The sequence below is a fragment of the Massilia psychrophila genome, assembly GCF_002760665.1.
In the GTDB taxonomy this organism is placed as follows: domain Bacteria; phylum Pseudomonadota; class Gammaproteobacteria; order Burkholderiales; family Burkholderiaceae_D; genus JAFCUW01.
Map to the genome: position 1 here is coordinate 1 of NZ_PDOB01000092.1, position 744 is coordinate 744.

A 744-nucleotide genomic window follows, 5' to 3' on the forward strand; every position below is an offset into this window, starting at 1 on the left:
TAGTGGACCCATGATTTGAGACAGCGGTTTAAGCTACGGTCCTCACAGGAGGATAGCGGCGAATGGCGGAAATAAAGAAGCGGAAAGTGCACAGCGCGGAGTTCAAGGGAAAGGTCGGCCTTGAGGCCGTGCGCGGAGTCAGAACGGTGAACGAGATTGCGCAGCAGCACGGCGTTCATCCGGTGATGGTGGCCCAGTGGAAGAAAGAGATACTGGCCCGTGCTGGCACCTTATTCGAAGGGAAGCGGGGTCCGAAAGCAGAAGCGGCGCATGGCGATGACGACCGGCTGTACGGCGAAATCGGGCGCCTCAAGATGGAGTTGGATTGGCTTAAAAAAAAGTCAGGCCTGTAAGCGGCGCGGTGCGGTTGGGCTGGGTCGAAGCCGCCGGCGAGCTATCGGTGGTGCGCCAGTGCGAGCTGGCCGGTGTCTCGAGGGCGACAGTGTATCGTCCACGTGAGGTGGAGCGCCCTGGCGAAGATGACCTGACCTTGTGCGCGCTGATCGATGAGGAATTCACCCGGCATCCGTTCTACGGCAGCCGGCGGATGGTGGTGATTCTGAAGCGGCAAGGCTGGCTGGTAAATCGCAAGCATGTGCAGCGATTGATGCGCATGCTGGGGCTGGCGGGGATGGCGCCCGGTGCGGGCACGGCGGTTCAGCATCCGGGTCACAAGGTGTATCCGTATCTGCTGCGTGGCGTGGCCATCGTGCGGCCGAACCACGTCTGGAGTACAGACATCAC

General features: G+C 61.2%; 1 pseudogene. It reads left to right on the top strand.

Annotated features, from left to right (window positions below):
- Positions 1-62: 62 nt before the first annotated feature.
- Positions 63-744: pseudogene (locus CR103_RS23775) on the top strand (IS3 family transposase); the annotation flags it as partial.